The organism is Allobosea sp. P1_A7 (assembly GCF_056406775.1).
Genome location: NZ_JBFTZN010000002.1, coordinates 77,584 through 95,524 on the forward strand (window position 1 = coordinate 77,584; position 17,941 = coordinate 95,524).

Consider the following 17,941-nt stretch of genomic DNA (forward strand, 5'->3'; position numbering starts at 1 on the left):
CGGTCAACCGCGGCCTGGCGCTGCGCCCGGGCTCGCCTCGGCGCCGGTCGAGCTGGGTGGTGCTGCCTGTTCGGGCTCGGCTTTGGGCCGGCTGCGCACCGCGCTTGAATAGGCCGGATAGCGCTCGCGATAGGCCCTCATGAACTCCGACAGGTTGTCGGCACCGGAAACGGCGCGCGCCATCTCGCGGATATCGGCGGCATTGGCCCGGTTGGCCCCGGTCGCGAAGGCGAAGGTGCGAGCATCCGTGCTCTCGGCCATCTTGGCGGCGAATTTCGTGCGCAGCCGGTCGAGCGCCAGAGCTTCGTTCGACATCACATAGGAGACGGCGGCGCGCATCACGTCGGCGCGCTCACGCTCGTTCAGCGGCGCGTTGCCGCGCCAGCTTTCGCCCAGAATGCGTTCATGCGCTTCGCCAGCGTCGCGCCAGCGGCGGCCCGTCCAGTAGATATCCGAGCGCAGCCGGTCGACTTCCGGACCGCGCTCGATTTCGAGCATCTCGAGCGCCTGGTCGGTGCGCGAGAGATCGGAGAGGGCCTTCGCCTCGAGCAGGAGCCGCGCCCGCTTGACGTCTCCCGGCAGTTCGATCAGCCGCGTCGAGGAGATCGCTTGCAGCGCCTCGGCTGGCTTGCCGTTCATCAGCGCGATCATCGCAAGGCGTGCAGCCATCGTCGACCGCGCGGCGCCGGTCAGGCGGGCCTGCATCTGATAGCGCAGAATCTCGCTCGCCTGGTCGAGCAGGTCGAGTTCCACCAGCCGGTCGGCGAGAAGGCGGGCGATTTCGTCGCCGCGCCGGCCGATCGGCAGGAATTCCTTGAAGTCGTAGAACAGGGCCAGCGCTTCGATGCGCGGCAATTGTTCCTGCGCTGCGTCGCGATTGCTAAAGATTTCGGCGAAGCGCTGGGCCGTTTCATCGTGAAGGCGGCGCGTCAGCGGATTGTCGGGGTAGTTGTTGTTGGCGCGGCGCGCGATCTGGAAGGCGTCACGCCAACGGTGCTGCGCGGTATAGAGTCGGCCGAGCTCGGACAAAGCCTCGATCTCGATCTCGCCGCCGCGCCAGATGATCGACACCGTCTCGAGCCTGCGGGTCGCCTCATCGGGCGAAATGTCCTGGCGTTTCTCGGTCTGCACCAGCCGGATGGCACGCAGTTGCGCCTCCGCTGCCACTGGCCTGCTGGCGGCCTCGAATAGCGGCTTGTAGCCGTTCAGCGCGGCCTCTGGGCGACCGCTGACATCATCGAGCATGGCGCGAAGGAGTGCGAGCTCCTCCTTGTCCACAAGATCGCGCGGCAATTCCGAGAGCCGCTCGATCTGGCGCTCGGCCGTCGTCATATCCTGCATGGCCATGGCTGCGCGCGCCATCGCCGGGCGGAACTGCACCTGCAGATCATCCGGGTAGCCGTCGAGCGTCGCCTCGGCGCGCCGGAAGCCGGCAAGCGCCTGGGCCTGGCGCCCCAGCCTCTGTTCGATCAATGCGCGCCAGAGCCCCGCCTCGGCATCGTCCTTGAGCGGGCCGGCCTCGAAGGAAGCGAGAGCCTCGGGGTTACGGTGCATCTTCGCCGCGATCACACCCTTCAGGAACAGAGCCTCGCGATTGCCGCGCATGGCGGCATCGTCGGCCAGCATCGCCTGGAGAGGCCCCGCGGCCTCCGGCATCAACTCGTTTGCGGCATAGAAGCGGGCGAGAGCCAGGCGTGCTTCGGATTTGCGGCTGCGCGAGGCGTCGGCGACATCGCGCAGCAGGTCACGCGCTCGTTCACGGACAGCTGCAACGCGCAGCTTCGCCCAGAGCTCCGGGTTCAGCAGGGGCGGGGGCGCCGCGACCGGCGTCGTCGTCTTGTCTTCCTCGCTCTGCGGAATATCGAGGGTGACGGTCAGGCCGCCTGCGCGCCCGATCAGCGCTTGCTCGGTGCCGGCGCGGACGACGATGTCGTCGGAGCGCGGCATGATGGCGAGGCCATGGGCGGTCTGCATCAACCCGAACTCGACGAAGCGATAGGGCTTGGTCACCGCCCGCGTTGGTCCCAGCGCGGTTGCGATGGCCATGGGCATGCCCGCGGTCCCGCCCTCGATCCAGTGCACGCCGGTCATGCCGGGCAGGGGAATGGCGAGGATCGTCTGGCCGCGCTCATCGACCGTGCGTGCAGGGGCGACAGGGTTCGTCGGCTTGCCTGCCTGCTCACCGAAGCCGAGCGTCCAGCCGGTGCCGTCATCGCTGAAGCGCACCAACTGCTGGTTGGACAGGCGCAGCCGGACCAGCGTGGCCTTGCCTTCGCGCGTGACAACGGCTTCCTCGATCAGCTCCGGAAGCATCTGCCGAAAGCTCGCGGGGTCGATCGTGTCGCGGGTGTCGAAGACGAGAGTCACCAGGCCGGCATCGACGAAGGCCGCAGCCCCGGTCGGGCGCGGGAAGCGGAAATCGATGCGGCTGCCATCCGGGCCCGCCGATGACTGGATCTTCACGAGCTGAGGCGTCGGGTCGATGGCCGGCGTGGCAGGCTCTGCGGCTGGCTTGGCGACTGGAGCAGCTTGCTGTGGTGCCGGTGCCTCGCGTGCAGCTGCCGGCTTGACGGCAGGGGCGGGCGGCTTGTCCGGCTGATCGGCGGCACTCGCCGGGAGGCCGGTCAGGCTGAGCACGCCGGCCTTGGMCGGCGGCAGCAGATCGACGACGAGGCGGTCGTCGTCGCGGAAGCTGCGAGCCTGCCAGTCCTTGGGCAGGGAAAGGTCGAGCTGGGTATTCTCCGCACCGGTCTCGGTCGCGACGAGCCCGACCCGTTCCGGCAGGGCCGACCGGATCGCGGAGGGCTCCACCGTGAGCGATTGGTCGAAGGTGAGCCTGAGCGTGCCGTCGACAAGCTCATGCGCCAGCTTGGTGTCGGAGGGCGCCTGGAAGATCAGGCGCTCGAGTGTCGGCAGCTTGGCGCTGGTCAGCAGGAGAGGCTTGGGGGCAGTTGGTGGGCGGCGGTCGATCTCGCGAGCGCGGGCCTCCGCCAACCGGACACGCTCGGCCAAAGCGGCGATGACCTCGGGCGGAGGGCCGGGCATCACGCCCTTCCAGGTCTCCGGCAGCAGGTCGATGAAGGCCTTGTCGCCGGCCTCGATCAGGTTCGCCTTGTAGGGGCGAGCGAGAGCAAAGCGCATGCCGCGGCCATCAGGGTCGATCCGCGCGATCGAGACATAGTCCGGGAGTTCCTTGGCGATCTTGTTGACGTCGATCTTCACGGGGCCGCCGAAGGCAACGACCAGGACGCCATTGGCGACCCTGACGCGCACTGGCATCGGCTCGTCGAACGTCAGCGACAGGCGCCCGAAGCCGGGCGGCATGGCGGCACCCTGCAAGGTCGCCGTTGCCCCAAGCGCGGGCATGGACAGGCTGGCGGCAACGCCAAGCGCGGCCAGTCCGACACCAAAGGCAAGAGAACGCGGGAAACGCAAACCGGTACACTCACGCAACGCGACACCAGTGCCCGGCACGACCGCAAGACGGCAGCCCGAGCGCTATCGACGGTAAGGCGTCAAGGATAATGGCGGGTTAAGGACGCGCGAGGGTCAGCGTCGCTGCGGCAGCGCGACGGCGGGCAGCTCGTTGCCCGACAGGGGCGCTGATTCGGCGGCAAGACGCGGGAGGCTGGGCGCGCGCGCCGGGGTAGCCAAGGCAACGGTCAGCTTCTCCGCAGCATCCGGTGACATTGCAGCGAGCACATCCGACATTTTGCGCGGATTCATCTGCTGGACCACGGGAACCAGCACGCTGAGGTTCAGACGGTCGAAGACCTTTGCGGCGTCCTTCGGCTTCATGGTCTCGTACATGATGACGAGGTTCTTGATCGCCTTGCTCTCTTCCTCGGCCTGTTTGGCCTTGGGGCCGTCGACCTTGTCCTCGAGCTGCTTCAGGTCACCGACGCGGCCGTCGAGTTTCTTCTCTGCCGTGTCGAGCAGGCGCTCGCGCATCTCCAATTCGCGCATGCGCGCCTCGATCTCCTCGCGCCGCTCGCCGAGTCGCTCCAGTATCGCGCGCTCGGCAGGCGAGGTGGTCCTGGCGGTGCCATTGAGGACATCGGCCTTGTTGTTCGGGTTGGCCGCGCGTGCAGCCTCGGCCTTCGCCTCTTCCTCCGGCTTGGCCTTGGGCTTCTCGATCGTGCCGGTGGTTTCGGGATCGAGGAACGTATCGGGAGCGTGTGCGCGGGCTATGACCTTGGCGAGGCCCCAGACTTCGGGTTCCGTCTTGAGAGGCTGTGCGGCGGGCTGGGTCTTCGCAAGCGCCTGCGCGCTGGCAGGCCCCTTGGCGGGATAAGGCTCCGACGTCCAGGCGATCAGCTTCAGCGCCAGGAGGCCCATGGCGCCGAGGATCACTGCCGGGATGAGGCGGGGCCTCTCGATCACGCCGCCTGACCTTCCAGCCGCTTGGCGGCGCGGGCCCGGATCGCGGCGGCGGCGTGCGCGGCATTCGTCAGGCGCGAGACGGTCGGTTCTTCGGCAACCTCGGGCACAGCATCTGCGGCCTTGGGCGCAACCAGCGTGGCGGCGCTGACGATCTGGGCGATGCGTTCCATGACGTCCTGACCGGCCTCGACCTGGGCCGCGAGATCGGCGGCATAACGCTCGGCCGTACGCAGTCTCTCGGCCAGCGTCCGGTCGCAGTCGCCGAGCGTCAGTTTCAGGCCGGCGATGGCGCGCTCGGCCGTGTCGGTGGCGGAGATCAGGGCGCCGATGGTCTGTCGCATCGCGCCTTCATCCGCCTTGAGCCGCTCGATTCGCTTGGACAGGACATAGCAGGTGATGATGGTGGCGACGAGGAGGCTGGCGACCAGCGCATCGGCGATGAGGGTAATCGTCATGGCGTTGTCCCCGGGCGTCAGATCGGCGAGCCGAGATGGCTTGTGGCGCTGTCGAAGGCTGCGATCGTGGTCTTGGAGCGGCGTAGCGGGCTGACGACCTGGACGGCGATCTTGTCGTCGACGCGCCCGATGCGACCTTCGCTGACCATGAAGTCCCCGCAGCGCAGCGAAACCACTGAATCCGGGCGCGCGTCGAACATCAGCGTGTCGCCGATCTCGAGCTTCATCACGCGCTTCAATGGCATCTGGGTTTCGTGGAGCACGCATTTCACCGCGACGTCAGTCTGCCAGACCTCGGTTGCGAGGTGGTTTTCCMAGATCGGGTCGCGGCCGAGCTTCTCACCCATGAAGCTCTCGAGGAGCAGTTCACGGATCGGCTCGATCGTCGCATAGGGCAGGAGGATGTGCAGCGAGCCGCCGCGCCCCTCCATGTCGAAGCGCAGTTCGACCCGGATCGCTGCGTTGGCCGGGCGCGAGATCGAGACGAAGCGCGGATTGGACTCGATCCGGTCGACCTTGAAATTCACCGGCGAGAGCGGCTGGAATGCCGCTTCGGCATCGCTCAGGACGAGCGCGATCACCCGCTTCAGCAGATTGAATTCGATCGACGTGAAGGGACGCCCGTCGACCCGCGGGGCAGGCTGCCCGCGCTTGCCGCCGAGCATCGTGTCCAGCACCGAGTAGATCAGGGAGGACTCGATCGTGATCAGGCCGAAATTGTCCCATTCCTCTGCCTTGAAGACCGAGAGCATGGCGGGCAGAGAGATCGAGTTGATGTAGTCGCCGAAGCGCACGGAGCGGATGCTCTCGAGGGACACCTCGACGTTGTCGGTGAAGAAGTTGCGCAAGCTGGTCGAGAGCAGCCGAACCAGACGCTCGAAGATGATTTCGAGCATCGGCAGGCGTTCATAGGATACCGAGCCGGATTCGACGATCGCCTGGATGCCGTTGCGACTGTCCTTGTCGTCTCCAGCCGAGAAACCGAGCATCGTGTCGATTTCGTCTTGGCTCATCAGGCGGTCGGTACCGCCTTCGGCCTCGCCTTCCTCCTCGACGGTGTCCGGCATGGTGGCCCATTCCGCCGCCATGTTCTCCGGCGTCAGAGGCTGGTCCTTGGGAAGGCCGCCGGTCTGTTCGAGTTCGCTATCGGCCATGGGACGCTCGGCTGATGGTCAGGGATCGGAGAGGCCGGCTCACTGGACCAGCAGTTCCTTGAACAGCACCGCTTCGACCTTGGCCGGATAGACGGTGACGTTCACGCGACGCAGAAGCTCTTCCTTCAGCCGGTAAATTCCGGCGGAGCCGTCGAGATCGGCGGGGCGCAGCTCGCGCATGAAGACCTGAAAGGCATCCTCGACACGCGGCAGCAGCGGCTTGATCTCCTCGGAGGCCTTGGCATCCGCGATCTCGAGCACGACCTTGATCTTCATGATCGGCTGGCGGTCCTGCTGGCCGCCGCTTGAAATGCCGATCATCATGTCCTTCATTTCGACGAAGGTTGCCGGCTTCTTGACGTTCTTGGCCGCTTCCGCTGCCGCAAGCTGCTCTGGTGAAGGCTTCTTCAGGAAAAACCAGCCACCGCCACCGAGAGCGGCCAGCAGCACAACGCCACTGACGATCATCACGAGCTTCTTCTTGCCCGCCTTCGGCGCGCCGGCGCCGTCTGCGGCCTCGTCGTCGCTGCTCTTGGTCTTCTTGGCCATACCTGTCTGCCCGGGTACCGGAGCGCGGCTCCATTCTGGGCGGCTCACTCCTGCAAATCTGCCGAAACAGGGTTAACGTCTCGTTAAGGACGGCAGTTTTTGCCGGTTCGTTTCTGCCCGTCGACACGCTGTTGCCGAGCGGGTGGCGCAGTCCGGGTTGAATAATATCTCTTATATTTCAAAGCGATGATATCAGTTAACCACGTTGGCACGGGGGTTGCGGTGACTGATCTGCGAAGGCTGCGCTGGGGAGCGTCGAGGCTTTCGCGGGACATGATCGGGAGTTACCGCCGTGGAGAACATGCTTCTCGTCGGCCTGTCGCGCCAGATGGCTCTGGCGCGTGAGCTGGATGTTATCGCCAATAACGTGGCGAATGTCGGCACGAACGGCTTCAAGGCGCGTTCGGCGCGCTTCAATGAGTTTCTCATGCCCCAGGCGAGTGCCGAGGGCTTCAAGGCGCCTGACCGCAAGCTCTCCTATGTCATCGACAAGGGCACGCCGGTCGATCTGTCTCAGGGCGTGATCGAGCGCACCGGCAATCCGCTCGATGTGGCGTTGCGCGGCGACAATTTCCTCGTGGTGCAGACCCCGCAGGGCGAGCGCTATACGCGCGCCGGTTCGCTCTCCATCAATGGCCGCGGCCAGCTCGTCACCCAGGGTGGCCAGTCGGTCCTGGGAGAGGGCGGCCCGATCCAGTTCGGCGATACCGAAACCGGCGCCAGCATCGCTACGGACGGCACTGTGTCGACCAATCTCGGCACGCGCGGCAAGCTCCGCCAGGTGCGTTTCGCCAATCCGGCTGCATTGAGCAGCGACGGCACCAATCTCTTCGCTTCGACCGCTCCGGCTCAGCCGGCCGGGCCACTGGCCCGCCTCGAGCCCGGCGCGGCCGAGACATCCAATGTCAAGGCGGTGATCGAGATGACGCGGCTGATGGAGGTCCAGCGCTCCTACCAGAGCATGGCGAACCTGATGTCGAAATCCGACGAATTGCGCAGCCGGGCGATCTCGCGCCTCGCTGACCAGCAGGCCTGACAGGAAAAGGAGCCAGCACAATGCGCGCCCTTCAGACCGCCGCGACCGGCATGATGGCCCAGGAACTCAACGTTCAGGTCATCTCCAACAACATCGCCAACGTGCGCACCACTGGCTACAAGCGCCAGCGCGTCCACTTTCAGGATCTCCTCTACGAGAACTTTCGTCGGGCCGGTTCCGCCACCTCCGATCAGAACACGCAGGTGCCGGCGGGGACCTTCATCGGCTCGGGCGTCAAGACGGTTTCGACCGGTCGCGTGATGACGCAGGGCAACATGACGTCGACCGAGAAGGAATACGATCTCGCGGTCAAGGGCGAGGGCTTCTTCCGTATCCGCATGCCGGATGGACGGACCGCCTATTCCCGCGACGGCTCGTTCGATCTCGACTCGCAGGGGCAACTCGTCACCCGCGACGGCTATCAGGTCGAGCCGGGCATCACGATCCCGAACAACGCGACCAGCGTCAGCATCAACGCGCAGGGCACGGTCGAAGTCAGGCTCCCCGGCCAGACCGCGCCACAGCAGATCGGGCAGATCCAACTTGCCCGCTTCATCAACAAGGTCGGACTTGAGTCGCTCGGCGACAACCTCTTCATCGAGACGGCTGCCTCGGGCCAGGCGATCGATGGCGTCGGCGGGGCGGAGGGGTTCGGCACGCTCCAGCAGTATTCGCTCGAAGAAGGCAATGTGCAGGCCGTCATCGAGCTGTCGTCGCTGATCTCGGCCCAGCGTGCCTATGAAATGAATTCCAAGGTCATCACCGCCGCCGACCAGATGCTGTCGGCGACGACCCAGATGTTCCGAGGGTGAGGACCATGCTCATGATCCGCTCCTCCAGCCTTCTTGTTTCCCTGCTCTTCGCTGGATCTGCGCTGGCGGCTCAGCCGCACCAGGCCGCGTCTGTCGCGACGGCCGCCTTGCCGGCGGAAAAGGCGCATCCGGCCCCGGCCCTTCGCCGGATGCAGTTGCGCAACGAACTCACGCTGTCGCGCGACCTCGTCACCTTCGGCGATCTGATCGCCGGCCTTTCCCCGCAGGACGCCGCCATGCCGGCCTTTCGGGCGCCGGTGCTCGGCGAGACCGGCACGATCCAGGCCGCACGCATCATCGAAGCCGCGAAAAATGGCGGCGTCATCCGCGAGGCCAGCGATATCGACAGCCAGGGCATCGCGCAGGTCGTCGTTACCCGCGCGGCTCGCCGCGTCATGGCCTCCGATGTCGAGGGTGCGGTGAAGACCGGGCTGCTGGAACGCTTCGGTGTCGATAGCCGCATCTTTGCGCTGGCCGTGGACGGGGGCACGCCTTCGATTGCGGTCGAGCCCGAACTGACGGGCGCCATGACGGTGGTCGATCTGAGCTATGACGCCCGGTCGCGTCGCCTCCAGGCTTTGCTGACGGTGCCCGGTAGCGCCGCGCTGCGCCTGAAGCCGGTGCGGATCTCGGGGCATCTGGTCGAAACGACGGAAGTCGTGGTTCCGCTCCGCGCGATTGCCCGCGGCGAGACGCTGACCGCCGCAGACGTGATTGTCGAGCGGCGCCCGCGTGAAGGCCAGGGGGGGGAGCTGATCGCCGAGATGAAGGGAGCGGTCGACAAGGTTGCGCGACGTGCGCTGATGGCCGGAATGCCACTGCGCAATGGCGATGTGCAGCGCGAGGAGATCGTCGGCCGCGGCGATCTCGTCACCATCGTCTACGAGGCGCCGGGCCTGCTTCTCACCATGCGTGGGCGCGCCGGAGAGGCTGGCGCGAAGGGCGATGTCGTCAGCGTCACCAATCCCCAATCCAAGCGTGTGTTGCAGGGCACGGTCAGCGGTCCCGGCCGGATCACGGTCAAATCGGCCGGTATTGGCCGCGTCGCCAACGCGCAGTAGTCACGAAGATGCGGAATATCATCATGTCCCAGGCCAAGCTTCTCAGGTTCTCGAGCATCCTTGCGCTCGGTCTCGCGCTCGGCGCCTGCGGCGCTGCCGACCGGCTCGCCAATGTTGGCCAGGCACCAGCGCTCTCGCCGATCGAGGATCCGACCGCGGTGAAGGGCTACAAGCCCGTGCAGATGCCGATGCCGGCAGTCGAACATGCCTCCTTCGCGCCGAACTCGCTGTGGCGCACAGGCTCGCGCGCCTTCTTCAAGGACCAGCGCGCCCGCATGGTCGGGGACCTCGTCACGGTCAAGGTCAAGGTCACCGACCGGGCCCAGCTCGACAACACCACCAAGCGCAGCCGCAAGAACGGCGAGGATTTCGGCGCAGCGAGGATCATGGGGTTCGAGAACAAGCTCGACAAGTTCCTGCCGGACGGCTCCAGCGCAGGCGAACTGCTCAAGCTCGATTCCGAGGGGTCGAGTGAAGGCTCGGGCTCGGTCCGCCGCGCCGAGCAGCTTGCCACCAATGTCGCTGCCGTGGTGACCCAGACCCTGCCGAACGGCAATCTCGTTATCGAAGGCAAGCAGGAGATCCGGGTCAATTTCGAGGTGCGCGAGCTGATCGTCGCCGGTGTGATCCGGCCCGAGGACATCGAATCCGACAACACGATCGATTCCAGCAAGATTGCCCAGGCGCGTATCGCCTACGGAGGCCGCGGTCAGATCACCGATGTCCAGCAGCCGCGCTACGGCCAGCAGGTCATGGATATCCTGCTGCCCTTCTGACGGCCCTTCGAGAAACCCGGCCAGGCGAGGTACGCTCCCCGCCTTTCCCTCCCTGGCCGGCGGGCTGCTTCCTCCCGAGGCAAGCCCATGTCCTGGATGCCAGCCACGCTCCCCCAGCTTTTATGGCTGGCATCCAGTGAAACCCCGCGCCTCCCGCGCGGGGTTTCCTCCATTCCAACAAAAAAGCCTTTCGCCGGCGGCGAAAGGCTCTCTTCAGACTGTGGATGGCGGAAAAGGTTCAGTCGTCGCGGAAAACACGTTCGTTGCGCTCGTGACGCTCCTGCGCCTCCAGCGAAAGGGTTGCGATCGGCCGGGCCTCGAGGCGCTTGAGCGAGATCGGCTCGCCGGTCTCCTCGCAATAGCCGTAGTTGCCCTCGTCGATCCGTGCGATCGCAGCTTCGATCTTGGCGATCAGCTTACGTTGACGGTCGCGAGCGCGCAGCTCGATCGCGCGATCGGTCTCGGATGAGGCGCGATCGGCGATATCGGGGTGATTCTCGCTTTCGCTCTGCAAGGTGACCAGCGTCTCCTTGGCTTCCTTGAGGATCTCCTCCTTCCAGGCGAGCAGCTTGCTGCGAAAATATTCGCGCTGACGCTCGTTCATGAAGGGTTCGGAGTCGGAGGGTCGGTAGTCGGCGTCCAGGATGATCTGTTTCGACATAGGCGCGCTCTCTGAGTGTCTGTTTCCGGCGTGCCTACCGACTCTGCCTTAGTCGGGCCGCCGATTTGGCGCCCTTATAGCGAGGGAGAGAGACAGTAACAATCGCGATCGATGCAGTTTCAACCAATCTCGCGAAGTCGTTGTCATAAAAATGAAATCCGTCGTTCTCCGGGCATCTTTGCCAAGCTTATCGCAGAGACGTGAGCGCTGCCGCAATGCTCGTTTCGACCTCGCGGGCGACAATCTGACGGTAATGGCTATGGTCGAAGAAATTGGAAGGCTCACGGATCAGGGGCGTGTCGCGACGCAGATCGACAAGCTTCGTTGCAGGGCGTTCGTCGGCTAGCGCCTGGAAAGCGGCCCGGCAGGCCGCCTCGGCGCGCCCTTCGGGACTGCCAGGTGCCGGCAGCGCGGTAATATGGAGCGGCGGACGCACCAGCACCACGGGAGCGCCCTTTGATTCTGCCTCAAGAAGAGCAGCGAGCGCGGTGGCCGCCGGGAAAGGTCCGGTCTCGTTACCACCACTCATATCCTGGTGCTCGAGCAACCTGCGTCGAAGCTCGGGCTTTTCGACATATCCCAGGCCGACATAGCCAGCCTCATAGTCCCAGTATCCATCCGGGCTAGCGCGTTTCGGTGCGTTCCTGATCTCATATCGGATGCGGCGTGGCAGTTCTTCGACGACGTCGTAGCGCATCAATCCGAAGAGATACTCCGCGAAATTGCGGCTGAAGAGCCAGAACGGGAAGGGTTTGCTGACGGGCATGGCCGGGTCGGGCGTGCACCAGGTGTGGTCGACGCTGATGACCAGAGCCTTGGCCGGTTCTTGCCTATGGCGCAGGTACCAGTCGATCAGCACCAGCGTCTCCTTGGGGCCTGTCGCGGGGGCGATCAGCGAGACGAAGGGGATTCCAGTCAGCGTTTTCAGCAGGTCGGGTTTGACCAGTTGGATATGGGAATTGCCGAATATCGCTCCCGAAAATGCAGGGTCGCGGCCGCGGCTGGCGGCGGCTGTGCGCGGTCCCTGCGGGCGAACGCCCTGCTTCAATGACAGTGGTGAGCGCCCGCTGTCATAGGGGTCGATCAGGATGGCTGCGGCGAAGAAGGCGGCTAGCAAGAGGCCTCCCGCAGTCAGAGAGACGCGGATAAACCGCTGCCAGCGCATTCCTGCGGCCGGGTTGGCCTCGGCGCTGAGCCGTTCAGAACTGGAAGTAGATGAATTCATAATTGGCGTCGTCGCCGATCTTGAACAACACAAGCACGAAGAGCACTGCCATCAGCACGGCGATCCACCGCGCCGGCGGCAGCCGGTGCACCAGGGCCCATGCGGTCGGGCCGAGCATCGCAAAGGCGGCTGCGGGCAGCAAAGCGCGCCATTTGAAGCCGGAGCCGAAGGGCGCGAAGCCGAAGAGGCCCTTGTAGATCGTCAGCGCCGCCGGGAAGGAGGAGGCGCGGAACAAGACCCAGCACAGCGTCACAAAGAGCAGGGTCAGGGCCCAGCCGAGCAGCGCCGGCATCGGCAGCTTGGCACGGCGCCAGAGCAGGCAGATGATCAGGGCCACGCCATGGGCGACGCCCCAGGCGATGAAGGTGAGGCCAGCGCCATGCCAGAGGCCACCAAGCGCCATGGTGGCGAAGAGCGCCCAGATCTGGGTCGGCAGTCCCCGGCGCGAGCCGCCCATCCAGATGTAGAGGTAGTCGCGGAGGAAGCGCGACAGCGTCATGTGCCAGCGCCGCCAGAAATCCTGGATGCTGATGCTGCGATAGGGCACATCGAAATTCTGCGGCAGCACGATGCCGAAGAGAAGGGCCAGGCCGAGCGCCATGTCGGTATAGCCGGAGAAGTCGAAATAGATCTGGAAGGTGAAGGCAAGTGTGCCTTGCCAGGCCTCGGCTACTGAAACGACCTGTCCGGCAGCTGCCGCGGCGAAGACGGGGTTGGCGTATTCGGCCAGCGGGTCGCCGAGCAGCACCTTCTTGGCGAGACCGGCAGTCAGGAGCATCAGCCCACGTGCGATGCGTTCGGCCGCGTCGGATCGCAAATAGGGTCGTTCGTCGAACTGATGCATGATCTCGCGCCAGCGCACCAGCGGTCCGGCCAGGACCTGCGGGAAGAAGGCGATGTAGAGCGCATAGCGCACCAGATCGTAGCGCGGGGCCTCGCCGCGCCTGAGATCCGTCAGGTACATCACATGGTGGAAGGTAAAGAAGGAGATGCCGAGCGGAAGCGCCAGATCAAGCTTGGGGACGGGTAATCCCGGAACCATGCCTGCGAACTCAGCGAAAAAATTGAAGTATTTGAACAGCGCCAGCACGGCGAGGTTGAGTGCGATCGCCAGCGAAATCAGGCCGCTTCGCTTGGTCTTCAGGAAGGCTTCTGCGATCCACCAGTTGAGCAGGATCGAGAAAGCCAGCAGCGGGACGAAGCGCCAGTCCCAATAGCCGTAGAAGACAAAGGACAGGAGCGCCAGAACAGGCAGCCGCAGGCTTGGCTGAAAACGCTCGACCAGCCAGTGCAGGGCGAGTGCAAGCGGCAAGAAGCCGAGCAGGAAGACGAAGGAATTGAACAGCATCGAGAGCGGGAAATCTCTTGGGGGCGAGCGCCGCCTTAGACGATTATCTCCCAGGAGTCATGTCCGGGGTCGCGGGCCGGGAGGCTCGGCGAAGCGGGCTTCCGCACGAAAATGCTCGTCAGTCGCGCAGTTATTCCGATCTGCAAAGCATGCGCGTCGTTCTGTGTCTCTTGTCGAAAGCGTATTCTTCTCATTAGAATAATTATAATAAATATTAGCGTGATAAATATCGTGATATTGTTGATGCGCTACGAAACAATGCTAGTCAGTCGCGCGGGCGCCGCCGCCTTGCTCTGAAACAATCGTAGTAGCCGTGTCAAAAGGACTGCCCATATTCTTGCTGTTGGGACTGCTCTGGTCTGTAGCCAGTGCGCTCGGTCTCGTTTCGCCCTTCCTGCTGCCTGGGCCGGTCGCGGTCATGGAGGCGGGACGTCAACTCATCGCCGATGGCTCCCTTGTCAGGCATGTGGCGATCAGCTTGCAGCGCGTGATCCTCGGCTATGGCCTTTCCGTCGCCACTGCCTTGCCCCTGGCTCTGCTGTTCGGTCTGCTGCCGCGGTTGCGCGCGCTGGTCGAGCCGGCGCTCGAATTCCTGCGCCAGGTTCCGCCGCTTGCGCTGCTGCCGCTGCTGATCCTGTGGCTCGGTATCGGCGAAGTGCAGAAGATCGGTGTGATCGTGCTCTCTTGCTTCTTTCCGATCTTCCTGGGAGCCCTTGGGGGGATTGCCCAGGCGGATCCGAAGCTCGTCGAGGTCGGCCGGGCTTGCGGCCTGAACAGCTCGGAAATTCTGCGTCGGATCGTTCTTCCGGCCTCGCTTCCGGCCCTCGTCGTCGGTCTGCGGATCGGGCTCGGCTACAGTTGGCGGGCTCTGGTCGGAGCCGAGCTGATCGCGTCGAGCTCGGGGCTCGGCTACATGATCATCGACGCCCAGAATCTTGCGCGCACCGACATTGTTCTCGTCGGGGTCTTTGTCATCGGCGTGCTCGGGCTGATCGCCGATGCCCTGGCCCGGGCCGCGATCCGCCGCAGCGCGCCGTGGCTGCGCTCCCATCTGGAGCTCGGCCGTGTTTGAGGCCCGCAATCTCGGTATGAACTATTCGGTGGCGGGGCGCAGCGTCGCCGCTCTCGAAGGCGTCGATCTCGATCTGCCGCGCGGCAGCTTCACAGCGATCGTGGGGCGCAGCGGCTGCGGCAAGACCACGTTGCTGCGTATCCTGGCCGGGCTTGCCGAGCCGACGTCCGGCACATTGAGTTTTGCTGGCGGCGGGCGCCCGCGCATCGGCTATGTCTTCCAGGAGCCGCGGCTGATGCCGTGGCTCAGCGTCGCGCGCAACGCCGGGTTCGGGCTCCGCGGCCGCATCCCGCAAGAGGTCATCGATCAGCGCGTCGGCGAAGCGTTGGCCCTCGTCGGGCTTTCGGGATTTGCAGAGGCAACGCCCGAGCAGCTCTCGGGCGGCATGGCGCAGCGGGTTGCGATTGCCCGCGCGCTCGTCCTCGAACCGGACCTTTTGCTCATGGACGAGCCCTTTGGCGCGCTCGACGCCTTCACACGCCGCACCATGCAGCAGGAGCTCGTCGAAATCTGGCGTAAGCGCCGGCCGACCGTCGTCTTCGTCACCCATGACGTCGAGGAGGCGGTTCTGCTTGGCGAGGCCATTGCCGAATTGTCGGTGGGCCGGCTCGTCGGTTTGCGCCGGGTCGATCTTCCCTACCCGCGAGACCCTACGGATCCCGCGCTGCTCGCCCATCGCCGTGCCGTGCTCGAGCGCCTGCTCGAAACGAGCAGGCATCCCTTACAGAAGGAGATTGTGTCGTGAAACTTCTGAAGCTGATCGCCCTTGCGGTCATCGTTGCGGCTGCACCTGCGATCTCGGTCCATGCTGCCGACAAGCCATCGAGCGTGCGCGTTACTTATGTGGCGTCACCCTTCAACGTTCCCTCCATCGTCATGCGCAAGAAGGGCTTTCTCGAGGAAGCTTTTGCGGCGGCGGGCATCAACAAGGTCGAGAATCCCGAGATCACCTCGGGCGCGGCGCAGATCCAGGCGCTTGCCGCCGGTGCGGTCGACATTGCCAGCGTACTGGGCGGGACCTCGGCCATTCTCGGGCGGGCGAACGGCATCGACCTCAAGGTGATTGCCGCCTATTCGCGTTCGCCCAAGGCCTTCTTCGTGATGACTACGGCGAACGGCCCTGCTTCGGTCAAGGATCTGAAGGGCACGAGCGTGGGCGGCCCCAAGGGGACGACGCTGAACCAACTCCTAGCCGCGGCGCTGGCCGCCAATGGCATGAAGCTCGGCGATGTCGAGTATCTCAACATGGATATCCCGGCGGCGCGGGCAGCACTTCTGGCGGGCAAGGTTGATGCGGCGACGCTGGCCGGCGCCAATGCCCTGCAGGTGGAAGCTGCCGGCGGGCGCATCCTGGCGAGCGGCGAGGGGCTGATCGCTCCGACCTCGGTGATCGCGGTACGAACCGATTTTCTCCGGGACTATCCAGACCTGGTGCAGGCCTATCTCGCGGCTCACGGGAAGGCACTCGCGTTCATGAAGACCAATCCCGAGGAAGCCCYGAAGATCGCGGCCGAGGACCAGAAGATCTCGGTCGAGGACGCGCGCAAGCAACTGCCCTGGTATGATTTCACGCTCGCCATGACCGATGCCGATGTGAAGAACCTTGAAGCCGATCAGTCCTTCATGATCGAGGCCGGCATGTTGCAGAAGACCATCGACATGCGCCGCGACCTCATCGATCCGATGGCGTTCAAACCGTGATCGACGCCATCCTCCTTGATTGCGAGCAGAGCGAGACCGGTGCCCAGGCCCTGATCACGGATCTCGCGCTCGGCCCGCGAATCGACCTCGTGCCGTTCTACGATCTCGAACGGACCGCGCTTTCCCGCACGCGCGGCCTGCTGCTCGGATTGCATTCGGACCAGCGCTATCTTGCCTCGCGCCGGGGACAGCTTGAAGCCTTCCTGGCCGGTGGCGGCACGATCGTCGTCTGCGGCCATATCGGGCACCCTTTCCTGGCCGAACTCTCGCGGTTCCAGCCGATCCCCAGCTATCGGGTCGACGATCTCGCGGTCAACCGAGAGGCGGAGCACCCGGTCTGGGCCGGCGTCGATCCTGCGGATCTCTCGAAGCGGCGCGGCGTGGCGGGCTTCTATGGGCGCGGTTCCAACCCGCCACCGCCCGGTGCGCGCATCATCAACAGCCTGGGACCGAGCCGGTCTCCGGTCGATTTCGATTGCCGGCCGGCGGTGGGAGGGCGGTTGCTGGTCCATGCCGGCGCGGATTTGTGGGGCTATTTCGGCTCGGGCAACAGCTCGGAGCGGATCATGCCGCAACTGTTCGACTGGATCGCCAAGCCATCGGAGGCAGCATGACACTCGCGGTGCTGGACGGCGGAACCTATTACCACCAGGAAGCAATCTATGGTCAGCGGCTCGGTGGTCGCTTCGACCGGACGATCTACGCGCCTGAACTGGCTGCGGCCGACCTTGCCGGCTGCGACGCCCTGATGGTGGCGGATCGCATTCATCCGGGCGTTCTGCGGGGCAAGCGCCCGATCCTCCTCGACTATCTGGCCGGTGGCGGCACCCTGATCGTGCTTGGCGAGAACAGCGCCCAGCAATGGGCGCCCGGCGTCTCATGGGAGTTCCGTCCGACCAATTTCTGGTGGTGGCTGGAGCAGGGTGCCGATCCCGGCCACCGCATCGTCGCGCCCGATCACGAACTTTTTCGCCATGTCGGGATGAAGGAGCTGGTCTGGCACTATCACGGCCTGCTGACGCCACCGCCGGGGGCGACCTCACTGGTGGACATCACGCCGGATGGCGACCCTCAGGGCAAGGGCGGCTCGATCCTCTACGACCACCGTCATGTTGGCGGTGGGGCCGGGCGCATGATCGTGACCACGCTCGACCCGTTCTACCATCATGGCAGCTTCTTCATGCCGGCGGCCTCGCGCTTTCTGGGCAAGCTGCTCGACTGGACGGATGAGGCGTTCCGAACCCCGGGATAGCACCCCAGCGAGAGAGACCCCGCACTCCGGTTCGATCCGTTACTTGCAAAATGATAGTAACTGGTCTAGCCGGAGTGAGCATGCAATCCAGGCCCGCTTCACTCTCCGAATGCCCCTGCGCGCGGACGGTCGAAACCGTCTGCGAATGGTGGAGCCTCCTGATCCTGCGCGATGCGTTCCGTGGGCTCACGCGCTTCGACGAGTTTCAGGCGAGTCTCGGCATTGCGCCCAATATGCTGGCTCGCCGTCTCAAGCATCTCACGCAGAGCGGCCTGTTCGAGCGGCGGCTCTATCGCGAGCGGCCAAAGCGATATGAGTACCTGCTGACCGCCAAGGGGCGGGACTTCTTCCCGGTGATTGCGGCAATGCTCGCCTGGGGCAACCGGCATCTCGCCCCCGAGGGCGTGTCCGTGCTGCTGGCAGGGCGCGTTTCCGGCCAGCCGCTCGAACCGATCC

18 protein-coding genes are annotated in these 17,941 nt (G+C 65.0%); 10 read left to right on the forward strand and 8 right to left on the reverse strand.

What is annotated here, in order from left to right:
- Window positions 1-3: 3 nt before the first annotated feature.
- From AC1D34_RS00770 to fliL, 5 genes are all read right to left on the reverse strand, one after another.
- The gene (locus AC1D34_RS00770; RefSeq protein WP_476823233.1) at window positions 4-3,435 is read right to left on the reverse strand and encodes a hypothetical protein; all 3,432 of its coding nucleotides are present in this window, start codon (window positions 3,433-3,435) and stop codon (window positions 4-6) included.
- A gap of 114 nt (window positions 3,436-3,549) precedes the next feature.
- Window positions 3,550-4,383, reverse strand: a complete 834-nt coding sequence (locus tag AC1D34_RS00775) for a MotE family protein (RefSeq protein ID WP_476775885.1) — start codon at window positions 4,381-4,383, stop codon at window positions 3,550-3,552.
- Window positions 4,380-4,838: a DUF6468 domain-containing protein gene (locus AC1D34_RS00780; RefSeq protein ID WP_441491489.1), complete on the reverse strand. Its 459-nt coding sequence runs from the start codon at window positions 4,836-4,838 to the stop codon at window positions 4,380-4,382. The genes AC1D34_RS00775 and AC1D34_RS00780 overlap by 4 nt, the downstream gene beginning before the upstream one ends.
- A 17-nt stretch (window positions 4,839-4,855) precedes the next feature.
- Complete coding sequence (gene fliM, locus AC1D34_RS00785) at window positions 4,856-5,992, reverse strand: flagellar motor switch protein FliM (RefSeq protein ID WP_476823234.1); 1,137 nt, start codon at window positions 5,990-5,992, stop codon at window positions 4,856-4,858.
- A 39-nt stretch (window positions 5,993-6,031) separates the two neighbouring features.
- Window positions 6,032-6,541 carry a flagellar basal body-associated protein FliL gene (fliL, locus tag AC1D34_RS00790; protein ID WP_476823235.1) on the reverse strand — a complete coding sequence of 170 codons (510 nt, stop codon included), beginning with the start codon at window positions 6,539-6,541 and terminating at the stop codon, window positions 6,032-6,034.
- A gap of 292 nt (window positions 6,542-6,833) precedes the next feature.
- Between fliL and flgF the strand changes: the two genes are divergently transcribed.
- The 4 genes from flgF to flgH are packed head-to-tail and all read left to right on the forward strand — an operon-like array spanning window position 6,834 to window position 10,226.
- Window positions 6,834-7,577 carry a flagellar basal-body rod protein FlgF gene (gene flgF, locus AC1D34_RS00795; protein ID WP_476823236.1) on the forward strand — a complete coding sequence of 248 codons (744 nt, stop codon included), beginning with the start codon at window positions 6,834-6,836 and terminating at the stop codon, window positions 7,575-7,577.
- 20 nt (window positions 7,578-7,597) lie between these two features.
- A complete protein-coding gene (gene flgG / locus AC1D34_RS00800) occupies window positions 7,598-8,389 on the forward strand; it encodes a flagellar basal-body rod protein FlgG (RefSeq protein WP_069879979.1) in 792 nt (263 codons plus the stop codon).
- An 11-nt stretch (window positions 8,390-8,400) separates the two neighbouring features.
- Window positions 8,401-9,450, forward strand: coding sequence for a flagellar basal body P-ring formation chaperone FlgA (flgA, locus tag AC1D34_RS00805; protein WP_476775886.1), 1,050 nt, complete (start codon window positions 8,401-8,403; stop codon window positions 9,448-9,450).
- Window positions 9,451-9,473: 23 nt separating this feature from the next.
- Window positions 9,474-10,226: a flagellar basal body L-ring protein FlgH gene (gene flgH, locus AC1D34_RS00810; RefSeq protein WP_441491486.1), complete on the forward strand. Its 753-nt coding sequence runs from the start codon at window positions 9,474-9,476 to the stop codon at window positions 10,224-10,226.
- Between the two features lie 238 nt (window positions 10,227-10,464).
- Here flgH and dksA read toward each other — a convergent pair whose 3' ends face one another.
- From dksA to AC1D34_RS00825, 3 genes are all read right to left on the reverse strand, one after another.
- Window positions 10,465-10,887: an RNA polymerase-binding protein DksA gene (gene dksA, locus AC1D34_RS00815; protein ID WP_113513504.1), complete on the reverse strand. Its 423-nt coding sequence runs from the start codon at window positions 10,885-10,887 to the stop codon at window positions 10,465-10,467.
- Window positions 10,888-11,074: 187 nt separating this feature from the next.
- Window positions 11,075-12,004: a hypothetical protein gene (locus AC1D34_RS00820; RefSeq protein WP_441491485.1), complete on the reverse strand. Its 930-nt coding sequence runs from the start codon at window positions 12,002-12,004 to the stop codon at window positions 11,075-11,077.
- Window positions 12,005-12,086: 82 nt separating this feature from the next.
- Window positions 12,087-13,460 carry an MBOAT family O-acyltransferase gene (locus tag AC1D34_RS00825; protein ID WP_441491484.1) on the reverse strand — a complete coding sequence of 458 codons (1,374 nt, stop codon included), beginning with the start codon at window positions 13,458-13,460 and terminating at the stop codon, window positions 12,087-12,089.
- Between the two features lie 337 nt (window positions 13,461-13,797).
- On the opposite strand from AC1D34_RS00825, the gene AC1D34_RS00830 reads away from it, so the two are divergent.
- The 6 genes from AC1D34_RS00830 to AC1D34_RS00855 all read left to right on the forward strand — a co-directional run.
- A complete protein-coding gene (locus AC1D34_RS00830) occupies window positions 13,798-14,532 on the forward strand; it encodes an ABC transporter permease (protein ID WP_441491483.1) in 735 nt (244 codons plus the stop codon).
- Complete coding sequence (locus AC1D34_RS00835; RefSeq protein ID WP_441491482.1) at window positions 14,525-15,277, forward strand: ABC transporter ATP-binding protein; 753 nt, start codon at window positions 14,525-14,527, stop codon at window positions 15,275-15,277. The genes AC1D34_RS00830 and AC1D34_RS00835 overlap by 8 nt, the downstream gene beginning before the upstream one ends.
- Window positions 15,274-16,233, forward strand: coding sequence for an ABC transporter substrate-binding protein (locus AC1D34_RS00840; RefSeq protein ID WP_476823237.1), 960 nt, complete (start codon window positions 15,274-15,276; stop codon window positions 16,231-16,233). Before AC1D34_RS00835 ends, AC1D34_RS00840 begins: the two co-directional genes overlap by 4 nt.
- Window positions 16,230-16,847: a hypothetical protein gene (locus AC1D34_RS00845; protein ID WP_476823238.1), complete on the forward strand. Its 618-nt coding sequence runs from the start codon at window positions 16,230-16,232 to the stop codon at window positions 16,845-16,847. Before AC1D34_RS00840 ends, AC1D34_RS00845 begins: the two co-directional genes overlap by 4 nt.
- Window positions 16,844-17,485, forward strand: coding sequence for a hypothetical protein (locus AC1D34_RS00850; protein ID WP_441491479.1), 642 nt, complete (start codon window positions 16,844-16,846; stop codon window positions 17,483-17,485). The genes AC1D34_RS00845 and AC1D34_RS00850 overlap by 4 nt, the downstream gene beginning before the upstream one ends.
- Window positions 17,486-17,565: 80 nt before the next feature.
- Window positions 17,566-17,941 (forward strand): winged helix-turn-helix transcriptional regulator (locus tag AC1D34_RS00855; RefSeq protein WP_476823239.1); only part of this gene is annotated, 376 nt, incomplete at its 3' end.